We start from the raw sequence: 18,496 nt of genomic DNA, 5'->3' as shown, positions 1-18,496 counted from the left end.
CTCGATCAAGGGAGATCGATATGAGCGAGACCTTCGTCCTGGTGACCGGCGCCTGCCACGGTGGCTGGGCCTGGCGCCCCGTCGCGAACGAACTGCGGGCCGCCGGGCACCAGGTGCACACCCCCACCCTGGCCGGACTGGGGGAGAACGACGACCCGACCGATGTGACGCTGACCGACTGCGTGAACAGCCTCGTGGAGTACGTCGAGCAGGCCGGTCTGGAGGATGTCACGCTGGTCGGCCACAGCTGGGGCGGGTTCGTGCTGGTGGGCGCGGCGCCCCGACTCGCCTCCCGTCTGCGGAGGCTGGTTTTCTGGAGCGCGTTCGTACCGAACGACGGCGAGTCGCTGATCGACGCGTGCCCGCCGCACTACGGCGAGATGTTCCGCGCCGTGGCCGCCGCCTCCGGCAACAACGGGGTGACGTTCCCGTTCGAGGTGTTCCAGCAGGCGTTCATGCAGGACGCCGACGACGAGACCCAGCGGATCGTCCACTCCCTGCTCGTGCCGCAGCCGCTCGGCACGTTCACGGAGAAGCCCGACACCAGCGCCTTCCAGGCCCTCGACATACCCACCGCCTACGTCCTGTCCGCCGAGGACCTCTCCCTCCCCGGCGAGTGGCACTGGGCCGAGCGCTTCCCCCAGCGACTGAAGAACCCCCTGATGATCGAGACCCCCGGCAGCCACGAGGCCCTCTTCACCCGCCCCGCCGAACTGGCCGACGCGTTCGTCCGGGCCTGCGCGATCTAGGTGTTCTGCCCCGGCGGCTAGAAGTTGCCGTAGTTGACCTGCCAGGTCGGCAGCCCCATCCGGCGCCACACGGCGACGACCCGGTCCCGGTCGTCGAGGGAGACCCGTACGGCGAAGCGGTGCCGCACATGCCGGTCGAACAGCTCCGCCTTCACCACGTCGTCGCGACGGTGGTCGCCGGCCGCCCGCATCCACAGCTCGTCGTACGGCACCTCGTGCGCGCGCAGCCACGCCTCCGTCTGGCCGCGGTGCTCCTCACCGCGCCCGGAGAGCAGCACGACGACATCGCCGTCGGCGCTGCGGAAGGAGTGCAGCGCACCTCGCACCGACACGTTGAGCAGATCCTCCTCGCAGCGCGTGAAGTCGTACGCGCCCCGGTCGCCGCGTAGGGCGAGCGTGCCGTCGATGTCGCACATGACCGCCGAGGGAAGCGCCGGGTCGGCGGTGTACGGCTCGACGGCGGGCTCGTCGTTCAGCCACTCCGCCGTGAGCCGCCAGCCACCCCTGCGGGACTTCTCGTGCTTGTCCGCGAGGATCCGGATGATCTCCTCGCCGACCGGCCGCTCCCGCGTCGCGTCGCGCCGCAGGCACTCCTCCACCGGCACGTCGGTGAAGTCGTGCACGACGAACGTGGCCAGCCCCGCCACGGCCGCCTTCAGCCGCTTCGGGATGTGCGGGGTCATGTGCGTGTTGTCCACGACGACGTCGAACCCGCCGTCGACGGCCGCCCGTACCGCCGCGTCCTGGATCGCCAGCACGGTCTGCTCGTGCGCGTACGACCGGCGCTCGGCACCCTCGGGCAGGGGGATGTCGAGCATCTGCCGCAGATCGTCGAGGTTGACGCGGCGCATCCGGCCCCCGGACTCCGCCTGGAGCCGGCGCGCGGCCGTCGTCTTCCCCGAGGCGGGCAGCCCCGTCATGACGTGTACCACGGGCACGGTCAGTTCTCCTCGTCGTTCTTGAAGGGGTCGGACGCCTCCGGCCGGGTGGAACGGTACGTGACGAGCACGGTCGAACGCCCGTCCAGGCGCTGGAACATGGCGGGGCGCACGGCCGCGTCGGGCAGTTCGCGCACCGCGCGGGCGAACGCGCCCCGGTCGTCCGCGAGATGGGCGAGCGAGCGGAACGCCTCGTCGATCGCCCGCTCCCGGTCCTCGACCTGTTTGTCGATGCCCGCGACGACCCCGCGCACCCAGGCGTCGAACTCGTCGGGCACCTGCTCCAGCAGCGCGTCCAGGGGCCGGCCGCCGGACGCGACGACGTCCTCGGCCGAGCAGTTCAGCGCCTGCGCCACCTGCTTGGCGGGCAGCCCCGCGAACCGCTGGATGCCATGACCGCGCCAGATGTCCCGCTCGGTCACACCGGTCAGCACCTTGTGCAGCCGGACGTACTCGGCGAACTTGGCCTTGGCCCGTACCCCCGAGGCGAAGCGCAGCACGAAGCCCTCCGCGTCGGTGCCCGTGGCCGGCAGGCCGCCGGGCAGCCGGTTGCCCTCCGTCATCGCCAGCAGCTCGGCGAGCGGCACGGCGGGCCGGACGGTGACGACCGAGCCGATGCCCCGCCACCCCGCGGCTGCCTCCGCCAGGGCGACCTCCGTGCCGTCCTTGGCGAACGCGGCCAGCAGCACCACGTCCCGGCGGTCGCCGTAGTCGACGACGATCCGGTTCTCCGGGTACAGGATCTCGGCCAGGTAGGTCACCCCGGGCACGAGACCGGACGTGTCCTTCGCGTCGAGCAGCCGCTGCGCCCAGGTGGCCTGGACGCTCACGAACGACCCCTTGGACGCGACCCGCCACCGGCCCGCGTAGTGGAACACCACCGCCAGACTGCCGTCGACCTTGTCGTACACCTCGAACGGCTCGTCCGGGAGACGCGGGGCGTAGGGCTGACCGGACTCGTGCTCACCGACGTTGAAGAACTTCGGCAGCGGCAGCGCGACGATCTCCCCGGTGGCGTCGTCTGCCACCAGGCCTCGACAGCGCGTCGTCACACGGTTCCACACCCGCTCGTACTGACACGTCCTCGTGTACGTGTAGATGGACAGCGGCAGTTCCGGGTGCGACTTGCGCGTGACGTGCCCCGCTTCGAGCGCCGCCGCGAGCTCCTCGGACGGCAGCAGCTCATGAAGAGTCAGGTGTGCCTGGCTCATGTGTTCCTCCCCTGGATGGCCCCTGATTGTCACGTGAGGAGAGGCCCCGAGCCCACCGATTTAAGAGCAGAGCCGCAGCTCAACCGCCGGGCGTCACCGCCCGCGACACCCGCGCCGGCAGAGTCTGGACCTCCGCGCCCCAGCGTGAGGCGCGTCCGCCACCTGGGCCGCGAGATACGACGCGATGTCGTCCACCCCGGCCACCGCGCGCCCGGCCCCGTTCCCGTCCGCGTTTCCGGTCCCAACCCCGCTGTGGCGTGTGTCACTCCCCAGGCGTCTCGTGGTCCGAGTACGTGATCATGATGCGGATGAACTCTCGTCTTGTCGGCATCCCCGAGTTGCGCGAAACCCCGTCCGTCGCCGTCGTCATCGACGTCATGCGTGCCTACACCGTGGCCGCCTGGGCCTTCGCCCAGGGCGCGGAGAAGATCGTCCTCGCCGAGTCGCTGGACGACGCCCTGGCGCTCAAGACCGCTCACCCGGACTGGGTGGCGCTCAAGGACGGTCCGCCCGCGCCCGGATTCGACGCCGTCAACTCCCCGGGGCTGTTGCGGTCCATGGATCTCGGCGGACGGACCGTCGTCCAGAAGACCACGGCGGGGACGGTCGGCGCGCTCGCGGTGAAGGACGCTTCACTGGTGCTGTGCGCAGCCTTCGTGGTGGCGGAGGCCACGGCGTCGGTTCTGCGGACGCGCGGGAGCGACAGCGTGACGTTCGTGGTCACCGGCGAGGACGGGCGGGCCGACGAGGATCTCGCCTGCGCCCAGTACATCGCCCGGAGAGCCGCCGAAGCCGAGGCCGGGTCCGGCTCCGCTACGGGCGCCGCCGAGTACCTCCGCCGTGCCGCCGGGTCGCGAGCCGCGGCCGAACTGACGCAGGGTGTGCGTCAGGGAGTCCACCCCGACGACGTGGCGCTCTGTCTGGAACTCGACCGGTTCCCCTTCGCCATGGTCGCGACGCGGGAAGGCCCGCTCATGGTCCTGCGCCCGTGCGCCGTGCCCGCGTCGACCGAGGACACCCTCGTCTGACGCGGAGACGGACGCGCCCGCGGTTGCGGACGTGGACTTGGGCGTGGGCGTGGACGCGTGGGGGCGTCAAGGCCGTGCCGCCCGTTCATCAGTCCGGGCGAGCCCGTGCGTTTCGGCGCGGTGGCAGGGGGAGGGATGCGGTGCGTCCGACCCCGACCCCCGCCCCAGCCGAAGGTGTTCGCCCATGTCCCTGACCGCGCCCGCGACGGCCACCGTCGGCCGTTCGCACGGGAAGCAGAGCCCTGTCGACATCCGACCGCACGACGTCCACCCCTCCGAGCTGCCGCCCCTGCGGTTCACCCACCCGACCGCGATCGACCTGGAACTGCACTTCGACGACCCCGGGAACCATCGGCGACCCGAACCCGGCCCCGCCCTCGGCGGCCGTCCCCACTGTGTGCGAGACGACGAGGGCACCGTGAAGGCCACTCCGCCACCCGGCGAGGAGTGTCTGGCACGGGTGGGCGCCGACCGCTACGAACTGGTCGACGTGCACTGGCACACGCCGTCCGAACACACCGTCTCGGGCGTGGCGTTCCCGATGGAACAGCACATGAAGTACCGGCGGGTGACCGAGGACGTGGACGCGTCCGGAGCGGGGGAGGACAGCGGGTTCGCGGTCGTCGGCGTCTTCGTGCACCCGGGCCGGGCCAACGGCTCCCTCGACCGCCTGCTCACCTCGGCCCGCCGCTCAGCGGAACCCTGGGAGGTCCCCGGCGTCGAGCTGGACGCCCTGCTGCCGTCCTGCACCGAGTCATATCGCTACCTCGGCTCCACCACCGTCTGCCCCTACACCCCCGGAGTGCGCTGGATCCTGCTCACCCACCCCGTCCAGGCCTCGGCCACCGCGCTGGCCCACTACCGGACGGTCTTCCCCCAGGGCAACGCCCGCGCCGTACAGCCGCTCGGTGACCGGCGCGTCGCCGGCGACCGCCACCGGTGGTGGTGACGGCGCGGCAGGCCGTACCCGCCGCGCCGGCCGTGGTCAGGCGGGGACGCGGCCCACGACGCCGGCCCCCTCGGACGCGGACAGCGCCAGACGGGGCCAGCCCTCGACGTCGCGCCGCAACTGCCGGTCGTGCGTGGCGACGACGACGGCCGCGTCCGTGGTGCGCAGGGCCTCGGTGAGTTCGTCGACGAGGGCGATGGACAGGTGGTTGGTCGGCTCGTCCAGCAGCAGGACGTGCGGCCGGGTGGCCAGCGCCAGGGCGAGGTCGAGACGCCGCTGCTGCCCCGTCGACAGTTCGGCCACCGGCTTCTCGGCATCACGGGAGGTGAGCAGACCCAGCGTCCCGAGCCCCACGACCTCGCCCTCCGCGAGGACCCCGGTGCTCACCAGCCGCGCGGTGTACGCCTCGTACAGGTCACGGGCCGGTCGCCGGGACGCAGGCGGCGACTCCTGCCCCAGGAGGTGCAGCCGTACGGTCCGCGCCCGGTGCACCCGGCCCGTGCTGGGGGCGACCAGCCCGGCCAGGACCGCCAGGAGCGTCGACTTGCCCGCCCCGTTCGCCCCGGTGACGGCCAGCCGGTCGCCGGACGACACCGCCAGCGTGGACCGCCGCAGCCTGCCCCGGACGCCCACCTCGTGGGCACGCAGCAGCAGGACGCCGGTACGGGCGGGGAGTTCGGGCATGTGGAAACGCCGGGGCGGTACGGGCGCGGTGACCTGGTGGCGTTCCAGGTCGTCCTGGCGGCGGTGCACGGACCGGGCCAGCGCGCCGGCCCGGGTGGCGCGTTGGTGCTTGCCGGTGCCCTTGTCCGGGCGCCAGCCCGTGACCAGTCGGTTCTGCGCCTCCGACAACGCCTGCCTGAGCCGCGTCCGTTCGGTCTGCTGCTGCTCGTACTCCGTTTCCCAGCACGCCAGTTCGGCCTCCCGGCCCTCGCGATAGCCGGCGTACCCGCCGCCGTGGACCCGCGGCCGGCCGTCCCGTGAGGGGTCGAGGTCGAGGATCGTGGTGGCCACGTCCGACAGCAGCGCCCGGTCGTGGCTGACCACGACCACACCACCGGCGTGGGCGCGCAGCCTGGCGGTCAGGTACTCCAGCCCCGCCAGATCGAGGTGGTTGGTCGGCTCGTCCAGCAACAGGAAGTCGTACTCGGCCCCCAGCAGACACGCCAGCCGGATCCGATGGCGCTGGCCTACGGAGAGCGTGGCGAGCGTGCGGGTCCGGTCGCCGACCGCGCCGAGCCCGGCGAGGGCCACGTCGACGCGGCGGTCGGCGTCCCAGGCGTCCAGTGCCTGCGCAGCCTCCAGCGCGTCGGCGTACGCGTCCTCGGCACCGGGCCGCCCCTCGGCCAGCGCGGCCGTGGTCGCGTCCAGTCGCGCGAGCGCGGCACGGGCGTCCGCGAGGTGCTCGTCGACGACATCGCCGACCGTACGCCCGTCCGCGGCCGGCATCTCCTGCTCGGCCAGCGCGAGGGTGCCGACCCGGTGGACCTCCCCCTCGTCGGGGACCAGGGCACCGGCCAGGACATGCAACAGGGTCGACTTGCCGCGCCCGTTCTCGCCGACCACACCCCAGCGGGTCCCCGGGGACACCTTCATCTCGACGTCGTGCAGCACGGGCCGCCCGCCACGGTCGACGCGGACACCGGTACAGGTCAACTGGGCCCGATCGCGAGCAGGCAGGGTAAGGACAGTCACGTTCTCTTCCTCCGGAAGGAGGCACACGTCACCCCTGGGACGGGAGGGACCACTTGGACCACTTGGATCACGCGGACCGCTCGGACCGCAGGGGGAGCGCACCGACTCTGACGAACGACCGGCCCGACTCGGAGCGGGCGGTCGCGGGCGGACGTGTGGCTCCCGACTCGTCACACAGGTGAGGAGCGGAGCCCGGGGTCCGGTCAGAGGTAGAGGACGTAAGGCATACGACGAGCGTAACCACGCGCGGAACCGAAGGGCCATCGAATAACGGGCCTCGCCGGAGCGGGCGTTCGTCAGTCGGCTCCCTCGGCTCCCTCGGCTGCCGCGCGCAGGCGGCGGACGACCCGGCGGACGGCGGGGGACGTCTCGTCCCGGCGATGCACTCCGACGAGGCGGGTGGTGAGCGTGACGTCGGCGAGCGGGCGATGCACCACGCCGGGCATCCCCACGCACCGCACCGAGTCCGGTACGAGCGCCACACCGAGGCCGCCGCCGACGAGGGTCAGCGCGGCGACGAAATCCTTGACGGGCGGCGCCAGCCGGGCCTGGAAGCCGCCGGCGTCCCCCACCTCGTTGATCTGGTCGCGGAAACCATGCTCCTCGTCGAAGTGGGGCACCACGAACCGTTCCCCGGTCAGCTCGGCGGCGGGCACGGCCTCCAGGGTGCTCAGCCGGTGCTCCTCGGGGAGGGCGAGCACCATCCTCTCCGTCAGCAGACAGACAGCCGTCAGATCCGGCGGGTACTCCGGTCGCCACCGCAGGAAGCCCACGTCGATGCGGCCCGAGCCGAGCGCCTCCAGCTGCGCCGGGGTCTCCATCTCCCGCACCCGTACGGTCACGTCCCGCTCGTGTCGCGCGCAGTCGGCCAGCACCCGGGTGAGCACACCGGAGAACGCGGCCGAGGCGACGTACGCGATCTCGGCCTCGCCCAGCTCGCCCCGGCCGGCCCTGCGGCCCACGGCCTCGGCCTTCGCGACCTGGGCCAGGGTCAGCCGGGCCTCGGTCAGGAACAGCTCGCCCGCGCCGGTGAGCTGGATCCGGGAGCGGCGGCCACGGTCGACGAGGCGCACGCCCAGCTCCGTCTCCAGCGCCTTGATCTGGGCGCTCAGCGCCGACGGTGCCAGATAGAGCCGGTCGGCGGCATGCCCGAAGTGCAGGTCCTCGGCGACCGCCACGAACGATGTCAGCCAGCGCAGTTCCACCGTCGGCTCCTCGTGTCCGCGGAATCCCGTGCCGCGATCATCGTCCTCGACCCCGCCTCGCGACAACCGGCGCCGCACATCACGTCAATGCTAACGATAGCATCGAAGGGAAGGGCCGGAGTGTGGTGGCCCCCCGACGGCCCTCTCGGCGCGGGCCCTCGCGTCACGGCCGCTCTCCGTGGCGGCCGCTCGCGTCACGGCTGCTCGCGTCACGGCTGCTCCGAGGCGGCCGCTCGTCCCTCACGCGGCGAGCGCGGCCGGTTCGCCGAGGCGGGCGGCGGCCGTGCGCCAGGCGGCGGTCACCGCCGCGTGCGCCTGCCGGGTGTTCGACGTGTGATCGGCGGTGAGGGAGAGCGGCGCGCCGACGTGGACATGGAGTGCGGGGCGGCGCAGCGGCGCGGTGATGAGCCCCGCCACCTGCTTGACCGTGCTGCCGGAGGTGACCCGGCGGGCCCCGGCCTGGCCGACCGGGACGACGGGCGCTCCGGTGCGTGCCGCGAGGCGGGTCAGGCCGCTGCGGAACTCCCCGGGCGCCGCTTCGGCGGCGTCCTTGCGGACCGGGATGCCGCCCTCGGCGTAGATGAGGACCGTCCGGCCCCGCTCCAGCGCGTCGGCGGCGAGATCCAGCGCGTCGGCGGCGCGCGGGTCCCTCCGGTACACCGGGATGTACCCCTCGCGGGTGAGCGCGCGGCCCAGCAGGGGGATCCGCCACAGCCCGGCGGCGCCCATCGCGACGGGCTCGACGCCGAGGCGGCGCAGCGCGGCGAGCACGATCGCGGGGTCGGCGAGTGAGGTGTGGTTCGCGACGACGATGCTGCCCGGCGTCCAGACGGATCCGGCATCGGCGGTCACCGTGAGACGTCCGACGGCGGGCACCAGGACGTCGGCGAGGCGGCTGAACATGAGGTCTCTCCCGATCTCGACGAGGAAGACCCTCATCGTCGGGGCGGTCACGGCGCCGGATCTTGAGTGCGCGTACTCAACTTCGCGGGTGCCGGTACCCAGAGACCGCGCTACGCCGACGCTTCCCGGCCCGCCTCCCGGTCGTCCCGGCGCTCGGGTCGGCGTCCCCATGCCGAGATCATCGGGGAGGTCGCCAGGTCCAGGTCTCCCGACGCGACGGCGGCGAGATGGGAGTCGATCTCCTCCGGTGTCGCGAGGCCCCTGGCGACCAGTTGGTCGCGGACCTGGCGGACGGTGGCCGCCTCCAACGCGGCACAGGCCGGGCCGGTGACGGGGAAGTACGCGTCCGCCCGGACGTCGACGAGCCCGGCCTCGCGCAGCAGCCGAGGCAGGCGGCGGCCGTACGAGAGGTCCGCGCCGCGCTCGGCGAGGAGGGCGCGGAAGCCGTGGCGGAGCTTGTTCGCCAGACGCTGCCGGGGGCCGGACTCGTCGGGGCAGATCAGGGGTTGCAACGCCGGGTCGGCGTCCTCCAGCAGGAGCCACCCGCCGGGGCGCAACGAGTCCACCATCGCCCGCAGGGCCCGTTCGCGGTCGGCGACGTGGACGAGCACCAGCCGGGCGTGGACCAGGTCGAAGGGGCCGGGCGGGGGGTCGTCGGCGGCGACGTCATGGCGCCGCGTCTCGATCTGGGGCGCCGCCGCGTCGGCCATCCACGACGTGTCGATGTCCGTCGCGAGGACGTGCCCCGCGGGCCCCACCCGCTCGGCCAGCCCCCGGACCACCGACGAGCCCCCGGCCCCCACCTCCCAGCAGCGCCGGCCCGCCGCGATGCCGAGGTCGTCGACATGGCGGAAGGTGGAGGCGTCGAAGAGCCTGGAGAGGGCGACGAACCGCTCGCCGGCCTCGGACCGCTGGTTGTCGAGGAGATAGCGGGTTTCGGGGTCCCGTGTCATGCCCCCCATCATCGCCGGGGCTGCGGGGGCGGTGCGGCGGCGGTGCGGCGGCGGTCCGGCGGTGTTCGGCGGAGTAAACGGTTTCCACTCCGGAGGGTCGCTAGTGGCTAGGAAAGCGTTCGCTGGGTCGTCACCTTCAGCGGAACAGCCGGTCACGCCAAGTGATGCTCCGCACGAATATGCAGGTGGGCGTGCGATCCACGGTAACGCCATTGAATGTTTGACGAAACAAAGCGACCCTCCCCCTTGTGGTGTGGGCCACTCACGTCCTACGGTCCACAACAACCGGTTACTACTCAGGGAGTGCGACACCGTCCGTCGCCCCTCCCTGCCTGATCGCTGACCGCGCCGGTTCCCCCACCCCAAGCGCCGTCCTGTTCCGTCCGTGGAGGACCGATGTCCCAGTTCCGTGCCAGAGCCCTCGCCGCGGCGGCCGCCGCGGCGTCCCTGTCCCTCCTGCTGGCCGCCTGCGGGGGCGGCGACGCCGGCTCCGACTCCACCGCGAAGGCCACCAAGGGCAAGGTCACGCTGGAGTTGTGGAGCTGGACCGACGGCATCGAGGCCCAGACCAAGGCGTGGAACAAGGACCACCCCGACACCCGGATCACGTTCGTCAACCCGGCGGGCGAGACGGCGTACCAGAAGCTGCGCGCGGCGGTGAACGCCGGCACCGCGCCGTGTCTGTCGAAGATGGACGGGATGAACCTGGCGACCTTCGCCGCCGACGGTCTGCTCACCGACATCACCGAGGTCGCCGAGCCGTACAAGGACAAGTACACGCCGGCCGCGTGGAACGCGGTCAGCCCCGGCGGCACCACCTTCGGCATCCCCGTGGGGTCCTCGCCGCTGTTCACGGCCTACCGCGCGGACCTGTTCGCGAAGTACGGCATCGAGGCGCCCAGGACCTGGGACGACCTGATCGCGGCCGGTGAGAAGGCGCAGAAGGAGAACAGGAAGGTCAAGATCTTCAACATGGCGGGGGAGGACCCGAGCACCCTCGTCGACCTGTCCTGGCAGGCGGGCGCCCAGTGGTACAAGGTCGAGGGAGACCACTGGGCAGTCGACTTCACCTCCCCGGAGGCGCTGAAGGCCGGTGACGTCGTCCAGCGCCTGGTCGACAAGAACCTCGCCTCGGGCGCCTCCTACGCCGACCCCGGGGTCTTCAAGACCTGGGACCTCGGCACCACGATCGCGATGACGACCTCGACCTGGCAGCTGCCGATCTACAGCACCAACTTCCCCAAGTCGCGTGGCGATTGGCAGCTGGCCGACGCCCCCGTCTTCGACACCGCGAAGCCGCGGACCTCCAGCAACTTCGACGCACTGGCCGTGCTCAAGGGCTGCAAGTACCCCGACCGCGCCGCCGAGTTCGCCGCCTGGCTGTCCAGCAGCAAGGAGTCGCTGACCACGCTCACCGACCCCGCCTCCAAGTCCGGCCTCTTCCCGGCGGTCCCGGACGTCTCCCCGTACGTCGACAAGATCATCCCCACCGAGATGTTCAACGGGAAGTCCGACAGCGCGAAGGTGATCACCGACGCGGCCGCCCGGGTCGGCGACCAGTGGCAGTACGGCCCGAACTACGCGGCCATGTACTCCGAGATGCAGAAGCAGTGGGGCAAGGTCATGAAGAAGGAGCTCACGGTCGAGGAGATGCTCACCGGCATCGAGAAGTGGACCGTGGACGACCTCAACGGCAAGGGCATCAAGGCCGTCGCCGGCGGCTGAGCCCTCGTCCTTCGCCCCCGTTCATCCGTCGCCCCCACCCCCATCCGGAGACATTGGAGTCACCCGTGTCCACCCTGACGCGACCGGCGAAGGTCGCGACCGACTCCCCGGTCCGGCGGCCCTCCCCCCGCCGGGCCGGGAGACGGGGAGCCTACAAGGGGCTGCTGTTCCTGCTCCCCTTCCTGCTGGGCTTCCTCGCCACCTACGTCGTGCCGATCGGCTACGCCTTCAGCCAGAGCCTGCACGAGAAGAAGAGCAGCGGCCTCGGCTTCGGCCCGACCCGGGTCGTCTTCACCGGCTTCGCCAACTTCGCCTCCGTCCTGGGGGACAGCGCGTTCTGGGCGAGCATGGGCCGCACCCTGCTGTTCGGCGCCGTACAGATCACGGTGATGCTCGGCATCGCGCTGCTGCTGGCGCTCCTGCTGGACGGCGTGGCCGCCCGCGCGGTGCGCTTCTTCCGTGCCGCCCTGCTCATCCCTTACGTCGTCCCGGCCGTGGTCTCCACCCTGATGTGGCTGTTCCTCTACAGCCCCACGGGCAGCCCGCTGCTCGACATCGCCGAGCGGGCCGGCACCGAGATCTCCTTCTTCGGCGGCCTCAACACCTACCTCTCGCTGGGCAATCTGCTCACCTGGCAGGGGATCGGCTTCAACATGATCCTGATCTCCGCCTCGCTCCAGGCCCTGCCCCGCGAACTGTACGAGGCGGCCCGGCTCGACGGGGCCCGGGAGTGGCGCGTCGCCTGGTCCGTGAAGATCCCGAACATCACCGGGATTCTGGTGCTGACCGGCATGTTCTCCCTGATCAGCCGACTCCAGCTGTTCGGCGAGCCGCTGATCATGCGGCAGATCGCCCCGGAGTCCATCAACACCGACTTCACGCCGATGATGGAGATCTACGACCAGGCCTTCAAGGTCGGCGACTACCAGTACGCCGCGGCCGAGTCCCTGGTCCTGGCCGTCGTCACCGGCATCCTCGCCTTCGTCTTCTACCGCGCCACGAACAGGAAGATGTCATGAGCGCTGTCGCCTCCGGGGGCGGCGTACGCCCCTCCCGCCGCGCGGTGGTGCTCACCACCGGCCTGCTGGTGGTCTTCGTGCTCTACTCGCTCGCCCCGACCTGGTTCCTGATCGTCTCCGCGACCAAGGACCAGACCGACCTCTACTCCACCTTCGGCCTGTGGTTCTCGGGCAACCACCTGGGCGACAACCTGCACGACATCGCGACCTACCACGACGGTGTGTTCCTGCGCTGGCTGGGCAACTCCGTCCTCTACTCCACCCTCGGCGCGGCCGGCTCCACCCTCGTCTCGCTCGCCGCCGGGTACGGACTGTCGAAGTTCGAGTTCCCCGGCCGAGGCGCCCTCTTCGCCGTCATCGTCGGCGCCTCACTGCTGCCGAGCACCCTGCTGGCCTTCCCGCTGTACCTGGTGTTCTCCGAGATCGGGCTCACCAACACCATCTGGTCGGTGCTCATCCCGTACTTCATCAACCCCTTCGGGGTCTACCTCGGCAAGGTGTACGCCGACAGCTCGGTGCCCACCGAACTGATGGAGGCGGCCCGTATCGACGGCGCGAGCGATCTGCGGGTCTTCGTCTCGATCGCGCTGCCGCTGATGCGCACCGGCGGCATCACCATCTTCATGCTCGAGTTCATCAACATCTGGAACAACTTCTTCCTTCCCCTGTTCATGCTCAACGGCGAGCGCACCTTCCCCGTGACCCTGGGCCTCTACTCCTGGCTCCAACAGGCGCAGACCGCACGCGACATGAACACCCTCGTCCTCACCGGGTCCCTGCTGTCGATCGTCCCGCTCGCGATCTTCATGTTCACGCTCCAGAAGTACTGGCGCAGCGGAATTCTCATGGGCAGCCTCAAGTAAGAAGGAACAGCGCCGTGTCCCACGCCCCCAGAAGACGTGAAGTGCTCAAGTACGCCGGGACGACCGGCGTCGCCGCCGCCGGTCTCGGCCTGCTGACGTCCCGGCCCGCCGCCGCGTCACCGGCCGGCGAGTCCGCCGCCTCCGATGCCTCCGACACCTCCGCCGCGTTCAAGAAGGCCGTCTGCGAGCCGCTCGACGTCGTCGTCCTCGGCGACGCCGTGTCCGAGGCCGCGCACGACCTGACCGCCACCCTCTCCGACACCGTCACCGGCGGCCTCGGCCTGAGCGCCCGGGTCCTCAACCCGACCGAACCGGCGAGCTACTGGGGCGGCACGCTGACGTTCGACGTCGCCGTCAGCCCGACCGACACCACCTACGTCACGGTCCGCCTGTGGGGCGACGACCACGACGACACCTCCGACCAGGCCGGCTCCGGCACGAACATGTGGCGGCTCCAGCTCTTCGTCGACGGCCTCCAGGTCGGTTACCAGGACGAGGGAGCCGTCGACAGCCTCGACATCCTCGACACGGCGCCGCGTGCCCCGGGCCGCTTCTTCTTCCACACCCTGCCGCTGCCGGAGAGAATGACGGCCGGCAAGGAGAAGGTGACGCTGGAGATCCGCGCCATGGGACGCATCTGGTCCTACGGCCAGAACCCCGAGCAGCTGTACCGGACGATGACGACGCCCTCGCGCGGCATCTACCGGATCTACACCCACACCGAGCCGTACTTCATCCCGCCGAAGGGCGAACCCCAGGGCCCCGCACCGGAGTTCGAGCCCCGCGAGGTCGAAGGCACCGAGGTGCTGGAGGCCGTACGGCAGCGCGTGGCGAAGGACCAGAAGAACTACCTCACCACCGCCAACCCGGCCGGTATGGACGCCTGGGCCTTCCAGTCGCTCGCCGAGGGCTACCTGTGGTCCGGCAGCCCCGCGTACCGCAAGCCCGCCGCCCTGGACCGGGTGCTGCGGGCCATCGACGGCCGTTACACGGCCTGGAAGTCCGACGCCTCGGTGCTCACCGGCTCAGACCAGCAGTGGCAGGGCTTCGGCCGGGTCGGTCTCGTCCTCGCCCTGCTCTGGGAACACCTCGGCGACCGTCTGGACCAGAAGGTCACCGGCTCCCCGTACGAGCTGCCGGGCGCGGACTTCGAGGAGGGCGACGAGACCCCCATGGGCTGGCTCGCGCCGAGCTGGGGCCAGACCGTCGGCGCCACCTGGTCCCGGGACACCACCGTCCGCCGTACCGGCTCCGCCTCGCTGAAGCTCCAGGTGCCCGCCGCCGGCGGCAACATGTACACCTACTCCAGCCCCAAGACCCGTATAGGCAAGGGGACTTACACCTACGCGGCCTGGATCAGGACCGACGGTGTCACCGGCGCCGGCGCACACATCGACCCACTGTTCTTCGACGCGAGCGGCAAACTGGTCGGCAGCGACCACAAGAAGTTCGCGACCACCGGCACCCACGACTGGGAGTACGTCTCCCTCGACCTGGAGACCCCGGCCGGCGCCACCCAGATGGAGATGCATCTGCGGCTGTCCGGCCCGGGCACCGCCTGGTTCGACTCGGTCGAACTGATCGAGCCGAGCGAGCTGCGCAACCCCGGCTTCGAACAGGGCATCGCCACCGTGCCCCTGGGCTGGACCGTGCCCAGCTGGGGCAGGACGGCCGACGCCTCCTGGTCCCGGGTCACCGATGTCCACCGCAGCGGCTCCGCCTCGCTGAAGGTCGCCGCCACCGCCTCGAACGGCTTCGTCACCGCCCACAACACGGCGAGGGTCCAGGTCGGCGAGGGCACGTACACCTACAGCGCGTGGATCAGGACCGACGGCGTCACCGGGACGGGCGCGCACATCGACCCGCTCTTCTTCGACGCGAGCGGCAAGCTGGTCGGCGGCGACCACCGGAAGTTCGCCGCCACCGGCACGCACGACTGGGAGCAGGTCTCGATCGACCTGGAGACCCCGGCCGGGGCCACCCAGGTCGAGTTCCATCTGCGGCTGTCCGGCCCCGGCACCGCCTGGTTCGACGACCTGACCGTCACCGCGCCGGAGGGCGCCGGTACCGTCGAACAGCCCGTGCGCCGCGTCGCCTACATCGACATGCTCAAGACCAGCAGGGACTACTGGCGGCAGCACTTCCCGCACTACACCAACCAGTCCCAGATCTGCGCCATCGGCCTCTACCAGGCCAACCGGGGCCTGCGCCTGCTCGACCCCGACCTCGCGCTGCCGGAGGACAAGGCCCGCGACTACCTGTACCAGTCGCTCGGCATGAAGCCCTACCTCGGCCGGGAGGACAAGGACGGCAACCCGACCAAGCCGCTCGGCGAGACCTACCACCAGGTCACCCGGGCGGGCCTGACCCGCGAACTGGGCTACGTGGGCAGCTACGGCGAGGTCGTCGACTGGCTCGTCATGATGTACGAGTCGGTCACCCGCGGCCACGACGCGCGGGAGGCCCCCGAACTGCGCGAACAGATGATCAAGATCATCAAGGCGCGCGGCCGGTTCCGGGTCGTCGACATCGACGAGACGGGCGCCCGCGTCTCCCGCATCGAGACCGTCATCGGCTGGCGCAACGAGGTCTACCCCGGCGAGATCGCCTACGCCTCCCGCACCGCCTGGGACTCCCACCCCGTGATGTCCGCGGCCGTCTTCAAGGACCCCGACATCGTCGGCTGGACCCAGGAGATGGTGGCCGACGGCCAGTTCCACCGACAGCTCGACCTGCTGGTCCACCACTCCTGGACCCGCGTCGGCCTCGCCGCGCTGCGCCTGGTCTCCCGCGACTGGGACACCTTCCAGGCCCTCGCCGCCCGGCCCGCCCGCGTCCCCACCGCCTGGAACGAGCCCGACTTCGTCTTCACCGACGAGGAGAACGGCTGCCTGGCCGTCAAGAACGGCGAGGAACTGCTGTTCGCGTCCCTCTACTGGAGGTCCCGCCAGGGCGTCAACGACTACGCCCGCGTCCACCACCTCACCCCCGTAGACCAGCGCTCGGCCACCGTCCGCCAGCGCAGCGCCGGCACCACCGACGAGACGTTCACGGCACGGGACTGGATCCTCTGGGACTACGCCATCAACGACCCCGGCGCCGGCCACCTCCCGCCGGGCGGCTTCCCACCGCCGGGCGACACCCTCCACCAGTCCCAGGAGGGCGACGTCTACCACCTCGCGCCGATCCCGGACGACATCCCTGACCCCACCCTCGGCGTCCACTTCGACGGCGTGGAGACCATGCTCGTCGGCCGCGCGCCGTTCTACCTCTGCGAGTACGGCGACTATCTGATCGCCATGAACACCACCACCGACCGGACCTTCACCCTGCCCGCCCGCCGCGGGTTCGGCCCGGCCCGCGACCTGGCCACCGGCAGGACGATCGGCGCCGGGGAACGGCCCGGGCTCGGCCCCCTCAGCACGCTGGTCCTCCACCGGGGCCGCTGACCGACCAGGGGCGCCGGCGCGGTACGGGGGACCGCGCCGGCGCCCCGCTCCACCGGTCCGTCCCTCGGGCACCGGCCGGTCCGTCCCGATGGCACCAGCCGGTCCGTCCCCCCGGCAGCTCCCCGGGCGGTGGTCCGGCTCCGGGCGGAGGGCGCGCCGAACCGGTGCGACACCGCTGGGTTGGGCACACTGCTGTCCACGCTCTGAATCACCGACCCGGCGGAGTGCCCCGTGACCCATGCTCCCGTCCCGCGCGGATGCGCGCACGCCACCCACCGCACCACCTCGGACGACCCCTCATGACCCTGCTGGACCTCGGCCGCATCCGCCTCTTCTGCACCTCCCTCGGCCCTCGGGCCGACGAGGGCGCCGCCGCGCTGCTGCTCGTGCACGGCTGGGGCGGCGACGGCCGGGAATGGTCGCCGCACGCCGAGGCGCTCGCCGACCGGTTCCGCGTCCTCGTCCCCGACCTGCGCGGCCACGGCCGCTCCGAGGTCCCGGACGAGGGCAACACCCCGGCGGAGATGGCCGAGGACCTGGCCGCGCTGATCGACTCCCTGGACGTCGGTCCGGTCGTCGCCGTCGGCCACTCCATGGGCGTCCAGGTCGTCAACCTGCTCGCCGTCCGCCACCCGGGGGCTGTGCGCTCGGTCATCGCCCTCGACCCCGCGCACGGCGCCGACGCGGCCGAGGCCGCCGGGATCCCCGCCCGCCTCGCCGCGTACCGGGAGCACGGCGCCCTGGCCGCCGCCGACCTCGTGGCCGGCGCCTTCTCCCCGCAGGCCCCGCCCGGACTCCGTACCGCACACATCCGCACCGTGCTCGGCACACCGGACCACGTCATCGCCCAGGCGTACGCCGGTATGTACACCGATCCCGGAGCGGTGGGGGTCCGCCCGCACAGCGAGACGTATCTGCGCCGCCGGACCCAACCGGCGCTCACGGTGTGGTCGTTCGAGGAGTACGCCGAGTGGGAGCGCGGCACCCTGCGGGTGCCCGGCTCGCGCGTCGAGCACTGGCCCCACACCGGCCACTATGTGCACGAGGAGCGGACCGACCGCACGATCCGGCTCATCCGCGACTGGGCGGCCGGGGGACCGGCCGACTGACACGCGGGCCGCAGGTCGGTGGAAGTACGTACGGGCCTACGTAACCCACTGAACAGGCACTCTCCGCTTCATCTCCCTCGGCTAGCCTCGCGGCATGCCTCTCACCGTCGATCAGCTGACCGGATATGTGGAGCGCGGGCTGGACGCGGATCTGGCGCGCTGGTTCCCCGACGAGGAGCGCGTCGACCTGCCCGCGTCGACCCGCCCGGTCGCCCCGTTCCTCACCCGGCTCCCGCCCGCCGCCGCGACCGCACTGGCCGCGTTCGACCGCAGGGTCCGCTCGGGAGCCATGCCGCGGTTCCTCGACCTCTACGACTGGTCGTACGCCTTCGAGTTCGCCGAGAACGACGCGGTGATCCTCGACTCCGACTACGAGACGGAGCTCTCCGACGACGACGTGTGGTCCGTCGGCTGCGACGGCGGAGGCAACTACTACGTCGTCCTCACCGACGGCCGCGTCGCGGTGTGGTTCCACGAGGAGCAGGTCATCGAGGCCGACACCCAGTACGACAACCTCGACGTCTTCCTGTGGTCGCTGGTCCGCTACGGCGCCGTGCGCGCCGGCGTCCTCGACCTGGCCTCGGTCGAGGACGACTTCCGCGCCCTTGCCCAGCCCGGAGCCCTGGCCCCGGAGATCGGACTCCTCGCCCTGATGTCCTGACCCGGACATCAGGGGAGCCCCTGTTCCCGTGCGGCTAGC

Annotated in this window: 15 protein-coding genes; 9 read left to right on the top strand and 6 right to left on the bottom strand. The window is 71.5% G+C overall.

The features are described 5' to 3' along the window. Nucleotides 1-20: 20 nt before the first annotated feature. Nucleotides 21-749, top strand: a complete 729-nt coding sequence (locus HW837_RS13880; protein ID WP_045560225.1) for an alpha/beta fold hydrolase — start codon at nucleotides 21-23, stop codon at nucleotides 747-749. A gap of 17 nt (nucleotides 750-766) precedes the next feature. On the opposite strand, the gene HW837_RS13875 is transcribed toward HW837_RS13880, so the two are convergent. Together HW837_RS13875 and HW837_RS13870 are read right to left on the bottom strand one after the other, a co-directional pair. After that, the gene (locus tag HW837_RS13875; RefSeq protein WP_234442677.1) at nucleotides 767-1,687 is read right to left on the bottom strand and encodes a phosphatase domain-containing protein; all 921 of its coding nucleotides are present in this window, start codon (nucleotides 1,685-1,687) and stop codon (nucleotides 767-769) included. A gap of 2 nt (nucleotides 1,688-1,689) precedes the next feature. Next, nucleotides 1,690-2,898: an RNA ligase gene (locus HW837_RS13870; protein ID WP_093790908.1), complete on the bottom strand. Its 1,209-nt coding sequence runs from the start codon at nucleotides 2,896-2,898 to the stop codon at nucleotides 1,690-1,692. 308 nt (nucleotides 2,899-3,206) lie between these two features. Here HW837_RS13870 and HW837_RS13865 point away from each other — a divergent pair, with 308 nt between their 5' ends. Continuing rightward, the gene (locus HW837_RS13865) at nucleotides 3,207-3,926 is read left to right on the top strand and encodes a 2-phosphosulfolactate phosphatase (RefSeq protein WP_193379637.1); all 720 of its coding nucleotides are present in this window, start codon (nucleotides 3,207-3,209) and stop codon (nucleotides 3,924-3,926) included. 184 nt (nucleotides 3,927-4,110) lie between these two features. Continuing rightward, the gene (locus HW837_RS13860; protein WP_093790907.1) at nucleotides 4,111-4,875 is read left to right on the top strand and encodes a carbonic anhydrase family protein; all 765 of its coding nucleotides are present in this window, start codon (nucleotides 4,111-4,113) and stop codon (nucleotides 4,873-4,875) included. 36 nt (nucleotides 4,876-4,911) lie between these two features. On the opposite strand, the gene HW837_RS13855 is transcribed toward HW837_RS13860, so the two are convergent. From HW837_RS13855 to HW837_RS13840, 4 genes are all read right to left on the bottom strand, one after another. Further along, nucleotides 4,912-6,570 (bottom strand): ABC-F family ATP-binding cassette domain-containing protein, encoded by a 1,659-nt coding sequence (locus tag HW837_RS13855; protein ID WP_313895485.1) that lies wholly within the window; start codon nucleotides 6,568-6,570, stop codon nucleotides 4,912-4,914. Nucleotides 6,571-6,866: 296 nt separating this feature from the next. Further along, the gene (locus HW837_RS13850) at nucleotides 6,867-7,775 is read right to left on the bottom strand and encodes a LysR substrate-binding domain-containing protein (protein ID WP_045560228.1); all 909 of its coding nucleotides are present in this window, start codon (nucleotides 7,773-7,775) and stop codon (nucleotides 6,867-6,869) included. A gap of 240 nt (nucleotides 7,776-8,015) precedes the next feature. Next, nucleotides 8,016-8,678 (bottom strand): lysophospholipid acyltransferase family protein, encoded by a 663-nt coding sequence (locus HW837_RS13845; RefSeq protein WP_193379807.1) that lies wholly within the window; start codon nucleotides 8,676-8,678, stop codon nucleotides 8,016-8,018. Between the two features lie 110 nt (nucleotides 8,679-8,788). After that, nucleotides 8,789-9,631 (bottom strand): methyltransferase domain-containing protein, encoded by an 843-nt coding sequence (locus HW837_RS13840; RefSeq protein WP_045560229.1) that lies wholly within the window; start codon nucleotides 9,629-9,631, stop codon nucleotides 8,789-8,791. 396 nt (nucleotides 9,632-10,027) lie between these two features. On the opposite strand from HW837_RS13840, the gene HW837_RS13835 reads away from it, so the two are divergent. From HW837_RS13835 to HW837_RS13810, 6 genes are all read left to right on the top strand, one after another. Further along, nucleotides 10,028-11,356, top strand: coding sequence for an ABC transporter substrate-binding protein (locus HW837_RS13835; protein WP_093790906.1), 1,329 nt, complete (start codon nucleotides 10,028-10,030; stop codon nucleotides 11,354-11,356). 65 nt (nucleotides 11,357-11,421) lie between these two features. Further along, a complete protein-coding gene (locus HW837_RS13830; protein ID WP_193379639.1) occupies nucleotides 11,422-12,375 on the top strand; it encodes a carbohydrate ABC transporter permease in 954 nt (317 codons plus the stop codon). Next, on the top strand, nucleotides 12,372-13,238 hold the full coding sequence (locus HW837_RS13825; RefSeq protein ID WP_093790905.1) for a carbohydrate ABC transporter permease: 867 nt from the start codon (nucleotides 12,372-12,374) through the stop codon (nucleotides 13,236-13,238). Before HW837_RS13830 ends, HW837_RS13825 begins: the two co-directional genes overlap by 4 nt. A 14-nt stretch (nucleotides 13,239-13,252) precedes the next feature. Continuing rightward, nucleotides 13,253-16,687 (top strand): Tat pathway signal sequence domain protein, encoded by a 3,435-nt coding sequence (locus HW837_RS13820; RefSeq protein WP_193379640.1) that lies wholly within the window; start codon nucleotides 13,253-13,255, stop codon nucleotides 16,685-16,687. 299 nt (nucleotides 16,688-16,986) lie between these two features. Then, nucleotides 16,987-17,796: an alpha/beta fold hydrolase gene (locus HW837_RS13815; protein WP_193379641.1), complete on the top strand. Its 810-nt coding sequence runs from the start codon at nucleotides 16,987-16,989 to the stop codon at nucleotides 17,794-17,796. Between the two features lie 94 nt (nucleotides 17,797-17,890). Next, the gene (locus HW837_RS13810; RefSeq protein ID WP_093790903.1) at nucleotides 17,891-18,457 is read left to right on the top strand and encodes a hypothetical protein; all 567 of its coding nucleotides are present in this window, start codon (nucleotides 17,891-17,893) and stop codon (nucleotides 18,455-18,457) included. The last annotated feature ends 39 nt before the right edge of the window (nucleotides 18,458-18,496 follow it).

The organism is Streptomyces caniscabiei (assembly GCF_014930365.1).
In the GTDB taxonomy this organism is placed as follows: domain Bacteria; phylum Actinomycetota; class Actinomycetes; order Streptomycetales; family Streptomycetaceae; genus Streptomyces; species Streptomyces caniscabiei.
This window is presented reverse-complemented; position numbering and strand designations above follow the sequence as displayed.